Here is a 7,500-nt window from a genome sequence, read left to right on the forward strand (position 1 = left end):
CCAATCCTAATCATGGGAGAAATTCAAAACCCGGAAAAACGGAGAGAAGTTCTATCCGATCCCAATTTCTGGATCATATTCTCAAGACCGGAAACGGCTCGAATTCTTTCCTCATTGAATCCCGCTCCAAAACTCCATCTCAAGATCGATACGGGAATGGGAAGATTAGGAAACCACGGAGAAACCCTAAGGCATACATTAGGAGAATTGAAAAAAGCAGATATTACTCTCGACGGGATCTGCACTCATTTTGCAAGCACGGAAGACGTTTTAGAACATAAGTATTCCCTAATGCAGATTCAAAAGTTCGAGAAAGCGGTTTTACTCGCGGAGTCCTTCGGTTACAAAAATTTAATCCGACATATGTGCGCCTCCGCTTCCGCGATGCTGTTCTCCCACGCCCATTACGAAATGGTAAGAGTGGGAATTTCCTTATACGGGCTCTGGCCGAGCATACAAACCAGACTTTCCCTAAACCTCAACGGAAATAAAAATTTTCAACTGAGTCCGATCCTTTCCTGGAAGACCCGTATCGTTCACATCCAAAATCATCCCGCCGACAGTTACATCGGTTACGGCTCCAGCTTTCAAACCTCGTATCCCACAAAAGTGGCGATCGTTCCGATCGGTTATTACGAAGGACTCGATCGAAAACTTTCGAGCAACGGAGACATGTTGGTTCTCGGCAAAAGAGCGAGGATCATCGGTCGAATCTGTATGAATATGACGATGTTGGACGTTACACATATCCCCGGAGCGGATGTAGGAAGCGTAGTCACGGTCATTGGCCAAGACGGAGAAGAATTAATCACCGCGGACGACATCGCGGATCGAACTCATACGATCAACTACGAGATCACGACGAGAATCAGCGAATCCATCTGTAGGATTGTAGTAGACTAGAAACTCTTCGTTTCTTAGCGTAACCTGTATTCGAAAAGAATCCCAAGGGCCGCATGCAAGAGACCTCCGCCATTTCCAAAGATCCAAATACAACTCAAATCGTTTATTCCACAAAAACCTACGATCGACTGATCGGCCTCGTATATAAAACCAGAGGAATCTTATTTGATTCCATCGACGAATATTTTTCGGAAAACAATCGCGACCGGGTCTTAAATGCGTATTATCCCACCGTCATTATAGGAAATCACGTAGAGGAAGGAGACGTTCCCGCACTCGCCGTAATTTACAGAGCGATTCAACCCAAAATTAAGTTTGCGATCCCCGCAAGAGAAGATATCTTAAAAAAGAATTTTTTAGTCAAAGAATTTCGGCCTAAAGGAACTTTAAAACTCATCTTCGGACTGATAGACAAAACAAACCTGATACCGGCATTATTAAGATACATCGGATGTTTTCCCGTCAAACGTCCGTTCCGCGATAACGCAAGAGAACTCTTAAAAAGCGGAGAACTGAGAAACATGGTCGATCAGGAATGGAACGTTTTAGTCGAGAAAGTGACTTCCGGAAGAAACCTGTTTCTATTTCCGGAAGGAACATTCAATCAAGACGGTTATCTGAATCAAATCAAGAGAGGCGTTTACTTCATCCGCACGAAGATCAAAGACGTTCATTTTATTTCTTTCACCCTTACGTACGATTATATTTCCGCAAAAAAGACCCAGCTTCATATCGCTTACGGGGAAACTTTCGACATTTCCGAAAACGCAAGCAGCGACGAAGTAACAAACACCGTGAAAGAAACGTTAGGCAAGAATTACGTAGCGACATCCGGAAATCTTCTTTCGATGATTTTAATGCGACTGGGAACCGAGACTGCGGTCGGTAAGGAAACACTCTTCAGACGTCTGCAAAACTTTGCAAACGAGATAAAAAAGAAAGGGAAAAAAATCTATGTTTCCGGAAAGTTGTTCAACTCTCATTTGGAAGAAACCTTCCAACATATCCTAAACAAAGGTCTGGAAAATAAACTTCTAAAACTCGATGGGAACGGAGAAATACTCGTAACCGAAAAACTTCTTTATAGGGACGGAGATATGAGAAACCTTAGAAAGAAAAACGAATTCTTGTACCACGCGAATCAACTCACCTACCATAAACCGGAATTGGACAAGATTTTTCTTTCTTTAACTTAATCGAGGAACACGAATCGAAATGGGATTTTGGAAACGTCTATTTCTTCCGAAAAAAGAATACCGATCCGCGGCAAAAGCCTGGGCCGAAAATCCCGAGAAAATTCAGAAAAGTATCAATCGAGTTTTGGACACCTTCTTCGATTCCACTCTCAAAGAATTGATGCCGGAAAAAATTTCCTTTTCTTTGGAGCCCGTTGCTGAACTTCGAATTCCGGAAGATAAAGTGAAAATCATTCTGCAAGGGGTCGACATCCGAACGGTTCTTCCTTTCAACTCGGTATCCGAAGCGATGAGCCAGGAAACGCAGGAGGCGATTTTGGAATTCGCCGCTGGAACCGTAGCCGCTCCGTCCAAATTCTTTCTGATGAAGATCCTCGGTCAATCGCCGATCCAGGAGATGTTCTCCTTAGGTCTTGAAAAGATATTAGTGGAATTTAATAAAAGGCTCAATCCTCTTGCGGGTGTGTTTCAAGCGGCGGGTTTTGAAAAACAAATCTCCGGATTTCTTACAGCCTTACTGCCCAGTTTTACGGAAAAAATTGCGGAAATGTTGCATAATTCTTCCGAAAGCGAAACCGGTAAAATTCTCATTTCCAACACGTTGAAAATTTTTCTCCAAACCGGTTTTTCCGATCTGGGTCGTTTGGAATCCGCAGATTTAAGAAAACATTTTGAAAAATTACGGAAAGCGATCTCCAATGACCCACTTCTCGAAAAGAGTACGGAAAAATTTTACGAGAATCTCAGAGACGCGATTTTAAACGAATACAGAGGAGAAACTTTGAAAGAATTTCTAGGTTATTCCGACAGGGAATATATTCGTTTCAGGGATTCCGTTTCCAAAACGACCGCTGAAAACATTCTCTCTATTCACAAACAAAAACCACTGACTGAGCTCGTAGCCGGACTTCTGGAGGATATGCTTGCATGAAGAAAGTGATCAACCAGATCGGAAAAGCTTTAGAATATCTGGATAAACTAGGCACTGGAAAATCTTTCCAGTTGTTTCGTTCGCTCGGTTACGAGAAGTTATATTCCCTCTCCGAAAAAGTGGATCATAAAACGCTCCTATACATCAGTCAGAACTTGGACGAAAAAACAATCGTCGAATTCTTAAACCGCATTCCGGAAGAAACCTTGGTAGCTCTTCTTTCCACGGTCCCGCCTCAGAACATTACGTATTTTGCAAATACCATTCCAATGGACGATCTTATCCTTTTATCCACGTCGATCCCGGCCGCGGACATCGCAGAAATGTCTCTTAAAACCGGTAAGGAATCAGCCGCAGAACTTCTAAAAAATATCGGAACTCAAAAATCCATCGCATTGTTAAACGAAGTGGGAATTCAAAACTTCATAGAACTTTCCTTGAAAATTCCCCCTATTCAATTGATTCCGATCGTTCGGGAGCTGACCCCGGAACAATCCGGAATCTGGATTCGTAAAAGAGGCATCGGAGACATTCCAAAACTAATCGAAGCTTTCGGAGTTCAAAATCTCTTGGTTTTTTTAAGGACCTTGGGTTTTAAGAAAAATATTCATATCATAGAAGTTCTCGGCATAGAAGAACTGATCGAACTTGCATATACTATTTCCGGGATGAAACTTCCGAGACTTGCCTCCGAGAAAAAACGACAAACCATCCGAAAGAAAACGTTTCAAAAGACTAAATCGAAAAAGCAAACCCCCACCAAACAAAAATCGAAATCCAGAATAAAAAGAATTTAGATTTTTCCCTTTGAAACGTAAAAAGTCGGCGTGTTGTATCTCAAAATATTGAATCTATTACTTTTTTTGCTCATTTGGAATCCGATGGTTGTAACGGGAGAGAAATTTTAAAGTTACTTCCTCCTCCCACTCTGGATTCAAGGTTAATTTCCCCGTTCATTTTGTGGAGAATGGTTCTGGAAATCGGAAGTCCTAACCCAGTGCCTCCGACTCTTTTGTTGCGATCATTCGGAACTCTGAAAAATCGTTCGAATACCTTTTCGACATACTTCGGATCGATCCCGACTCCCGTGTCCTTGATGTTGATTTCTATCTTCCCTCCGCCAGGCTCGTTCATCGTCATCTCGATTTTTCCCTTTTCCGTATACTTGATCGCATTTACGAAAAGGTTCGTTATCACCTGAGAGAATTCGAAACGAATCCCGCGAACTTTCAACTTTTTGATCAGACTAAGCTCCACACTCAATCCTTTCTCTTTTGCAGAAGGTTCGTTCGAATAAACTACCTCCTCGATTACCAGAGCCGGATCGAAGTTTTCGACAAGACCGGAATTGTCTTCTCCCTGAACTTCCTCGAACTTTAAAAGATTTTCAATGAGATGATTAAGACGTTTTATATTCTTTTCAATTACATCCAACATCCCACTTTGATCCTTGGACAAGAAAGTATTGATTTCCGCCCTCAGAAGTTCAAAGTAACCCTGAATGTTCGTCATAGGAGAACGCAGCTCGTGACTGATATTCGAAATGAATTCGTGCTTGGCCTGTTCCGTTTCTTTTTTTTCAGAATCATACAGGATATGAACCTGATAGATCTTTCTCGCCCTTTCGAACAACGCAGTGATACTGAGAGAAACATCCATTTCGGACTTGTCTCTCAACTTCATCTTCGCTTGATCCACACGAAGCATCGTCTCCGGAGATTTTGTCGGAGAGGACCAATCGCCCATCTCCTCCAAGCCGGGAAACAAATCCTCCAATCTCAAATTATGGATGTTATCCTTACTATAACCGGTAAGACTCCGAAAATTATAATTTCCCGCGATCAACGCACCCGACACAGAATCTAACAAAATGACCGGGATTGGGGAAAACTCAAATAGATAGTTGAATCGATCGTCCGAAAACTGGAGCTCCATATTTCTCTTATCCATCTCGAGCCCCTGCATCATTAGAACATTATCGATTGCTAATGCTTTAATCTCTTGAGTACGGATTTCTTGAAATAAAAAATCCAATATGGAGTTGATACCGGTTCTGATCGCGGACGCGGTCCCTTTGAGAGGCAATACCGGCAATCGTACGCCTTTTTTGGAATTATAGATGTTCAAAACGAGATTGTGAACGTCGGAAACCAAATCCCCGAGTTCTCTTCGGTCCCCCGTCATTTCCAATAGGCGATTGGATTCATCCTCGCGGTTAAACTGTTCTTCCATTAGAAGGGTTTTTTTGGTTTTTAAAGCGGCGGGATAAATCGGAATCGGATCCTGAGCGGCCAAGTCGAGGGCTTCCAAAAGAACCGGCGGAGGGTCGGTTAGATGTTTTATGGATCTCCAGTAGATTCTTCCTAAGTATTCCAATTCCTCCAGAGCGGCAACCGGAGAAAGAATCTCCTGCAAATCCTGCGAAGGCTGTTTGTAAAAGTAATGCAGTTGTTCCGGTTCTATCTTGAACTCCGGAACGTTTTCCTGAATCACATGCTCCGTAGTATCGCTCGTATTTTCGATCAACGATTGAATCGCGCGGAATAAAGCGCTCTGAAGTTTATTGACTCGATCCGGATAGGTCTTTGCAAATCTGCCATTAAACGCGAGCATATTGACCGGAAGACGATACGGAGGCAAATCCCGCCCTTCCGAAATTCTAAATCCGTTATTTAAAAAGTGAGATTCTTGAACCGAACCGACAAGTCCGAGAGTTGTGGTTTGCGCAAATTCATATTCCAAAAGATAGGATCTGGAATACACAAAGGTATAGGAAATTTTTTTACGAAAGCGACTGGACCTCATGAATTCTTGGGCCAATAACTTATCGATGGACGTATTCTGTAGGACCGGTATCAGATACGGGGTCCCTTCCAGAATCGAATCCATACTGGAATTGTATCTGGAATAAAACGAGTGGATCATTCTCGAAAGAATCATTCCCCGAAAAATAGACTTGTTCGGTACGGCCTTTTTTAAATGCAAATCCAACCAAGTCGTAAACGGTATTTCCCCGGCTTCTATCTTTCCGGAACTTAGGAACGCAAGAATCGCGTCGTAGTTTTCCAAGACTCGAATTTGTACCTGAATTCCCTCTTTTTCGAAAAAGCCCCGAGACTTAGCGTATAAAATCGGGAACGCAGAAATTCTGGATGTGATGGCAATTTCGATCACAGAAGACAATATCTCACAAACAGTATAGATTGATCAAGAACCCCCTTGTGAAAATTTCCCAAAAGGTAAAAAAAGATCGTCTTTTCAGGAGAACTTTCCGAGAGACATAATATGAGGATCGAAGAACTTCCTACCGTACAAAGGATTTTAAACCGAATTCGAGATATCGAAAGTCTACAAAACCGGTTCGTGAAAGAAAGCCCGGTTCAAAACCGGCAGGAGTCGTTCGATTCTATTTTGAAGACAGAAGGCGAAAAATCCGCTTCGGCTCCAAAAATCGAACCTTGGAGAAGAGATTCCCGCGGCAATTGGGAAGGCATCGAACCTACTCTGGCCGAAATTATCCGTAAAGAATCCGAAAAAAATCATCTAGACCCTTCTCTCGTTCAAAGTGTTATCAAAGCCGAATCCGGCTTTAAAACCGACGCAATTTCTCCGAAAGGTGCGATCGGTCTCATGCAACTCATGCCGTCCACGGCCAACCTGCTGGGAGTCGACGACCCTTCCGATCCGGCGGAAAACGTTGCGGGAGGAACGAAATTCCTAAGCGATCTTCTGAACAAATATAAAAATTTAGATCACGCTCTCGCGGCTTACAACGCAGGCCCAAAAGCCGTAGATCATTACGGTGGTATTCCTCCTTACAAGGAAACAAGAAATTACGTCGAGAAAGTTAAAAAATTCTACAGAGATTTTTCCGAATGATCTTCTAATCCGATCCTTTATCAATTACCCGAAAACAATAGAAAGCGAATATTTGCGCTTTTATGGAATCGATTTTCGATTTATTGCAAAAAGAGGGCACAACGTAGCCAAGCGGGACGGCGGCTTTGCGCGTTATTTTCCATTGCCGTCGGTCAAGTTAAGAGAAACATCTCTTTTGAAATAGTGAGTGACACTCGGTTTCATCTCGACTTTCATTGGGATCGAAATGAAATCGAGCCGATCAAAGTCAAATAATCCGCATACTCAAATGAAGGACAATTTTGTCTCTGAAGTAACGATTCGTAAAAGAAATCGTGCCGCGACAGAAACGTCTATTCTTTTGGCAGCCATTCAAGTTTTCGCAAAGAAAGGTTATGACGCCGCCAATACAAAAGACATAGCCAAACTCGCAAACGCAAACGAGGCATTGATCTTCAGATATTTCGGAAATAAAAAAGGTCTTCTGGAAGCCATTCTGACTCGAAGCGAAGAGATCAAACAGGAAAACTGTCTTTCCTCCCGCGTCTACAAAACTTCGAAAAACTACCAAGACCTTGAAGCGAGCATTCGCCACTTGATATCGGGCAAATG

7 protein-coding genes (2 of these 7 cut by a window edge) are annotated in these 7,500 nt (G+C 42.7%); 6 read left to right on the forward strand and 1 reads right to left on the reverse strand.

Annotated elements, in window-relative coordinates; translation table 11 throughout:
• The 4 genes in view from alr to FHG67_RS20920 are tightly spaced (at most 53 nt apart) and all read left to right on the forward strand, a layout consistent with a single transcriptional unit that may run on beyond the window.
• Window positions 1-903, forward strand: partial view of an alanine racemase gene (gene alr / locus FHG67_RS20905; RefSeq protein ID WP_142499946.1) — the 3' portion only. It extends 237 nt beyond the left edge of the window; the window shows 903 of its 1,140 coding nt (coding positions 238-1,140); its start codon lies off the left edge, out of view; its stop codon occupies window positions 901-903.
• Between the two features lie 53 nt (window positions 904-956).
• Entirely contained in the window at window positions 957-2,099 is a 1,143-nt protein-coding gene (locus FHG67_RS20910; protein ID WP_004497270.1) for a 1-acyl-sn-glycerol-3-phosphate acyltransferase, read from the forward strand.
• Window positions 2,100-2,118: 19 nt separating this feature from the next.
• A complete protein-coding gene (locus FHG67_RS20915) occupies window positions 2,119-3,030 on the forward strand; it encodes a hypothetical protein (RefSeq protein ID WP_142499947.1) in 912 nt (303 codons plus the stop codon).
• Window positions 3,027-3,827 carry a hypothetical protein gene (locus FHG67_RS20920; RefSeq protein ID WP_004500669.1) on the forward strand — a complete coding sequence of 267 codons (801 nt, stop codon included), beginning with the start codon at window positions 3,027-3,029 and terminating at the stop codon, window positions 3,825-3,827. The genes FHG67_RS20915 and FHG67_RS20920 overlap by 4 nt, the downstream gene beginning before the upstream one ends.
• 70 nt (window positions 3,828-3,897) lie before the next feature.
• On the opposite strand, the gene FHG67_RS20925 is transcribed toward FHG67_RS20920, so the two are convergent.
• Window positions 3,898-6,213 carry an ATP-binding protein gene (locus FHG67_RS20925; RefSeq protein WP_002627699.1) on the reverse strand — a complete coding sequence of 772 codons (2,316 nt, stop codon included), beginning with the start codon at window positions 6,211-6,213 and terminating at the stop codon, window positions 3,898-3,900.
• Window positions 6,214-6,315: 102 nt separating this feature from the next.
• Here FHG67_RS20925 and FHG67_RS20930 point away from each other — a divergent pair, with 102 nt between their 5' ends.
• Both FHG67_RS20930 and FHG67_RS20935 read left to right on the forward strand, forming a co-directional pair.
• A complete protein-coding gene (locus FHG67_RS20930) occupies window positions 6,316-6,909 on the forward strand; it encodes a lytic transglycosylase domain-containing protein (RefSeq protein ID WP_004497357.1) in 594 nt (197 codons plus the stop codon).
• A gap of 226 nt (window positions 6,910-7,135) precedes the next feature.
• On the forward strand, window positions 7,136-7,500 hold the 5' portion of the coding sequence (locus tag FHG67_RS20935) for a TetR/AcrR family transcriptional regulator (RefSeq protein ID WP_020782588.1). It continues 340 nt past the right edge of the window; 365 of the gene's 705 nt are visible here — the first part of the coding sequence; it begins with the start codon at window positions 7,136-7,138; its stop codon lies beyond the right edge, outside the window.

The organism is Leptospira weilii (assembly GCF_006874765.1).
In the GTDB taxonomy this organism is placed as follows: Bacteria; Spirochaetota; Leptospiria; order Leptospirales; family Leptospiraceae; genus Leptospira; species Leptospira weilii.

What these genes read in the sequence shown, in the direction of transcription:
- FHG67_RS20910 (WP_004497270.1), top strand. Translation starts at nt 957, where the DNA reads ATGCAAGAGACCTCCGCCATTTCCAAAGATCCAAATACAACTCAAATC.
- FHG67_RS20915 (WP_142499947.1), top strand. Translation starts at nt 2,119, where the DNA reads ATGGGATTTTGGAAACGTCTATTTCTTCCGAAAAAAGAATACCGATCC.
- FHG67_RS20930 (WP_004497357.1), top strand. Translation starts at nt 6,316, where the DNA reads ATGAGGATCGAAGAACTTCCTACCGTACAAAGGATTTTAAACCGAATT.
- FHG67_RS20920 (WP_004500669.1), top strand. Translation starts at nt 3,027, where the DNA reads ATGAAGAAAGTGATCAACCAGATCGGAAAAGCTTTAGAATATCTGGAT.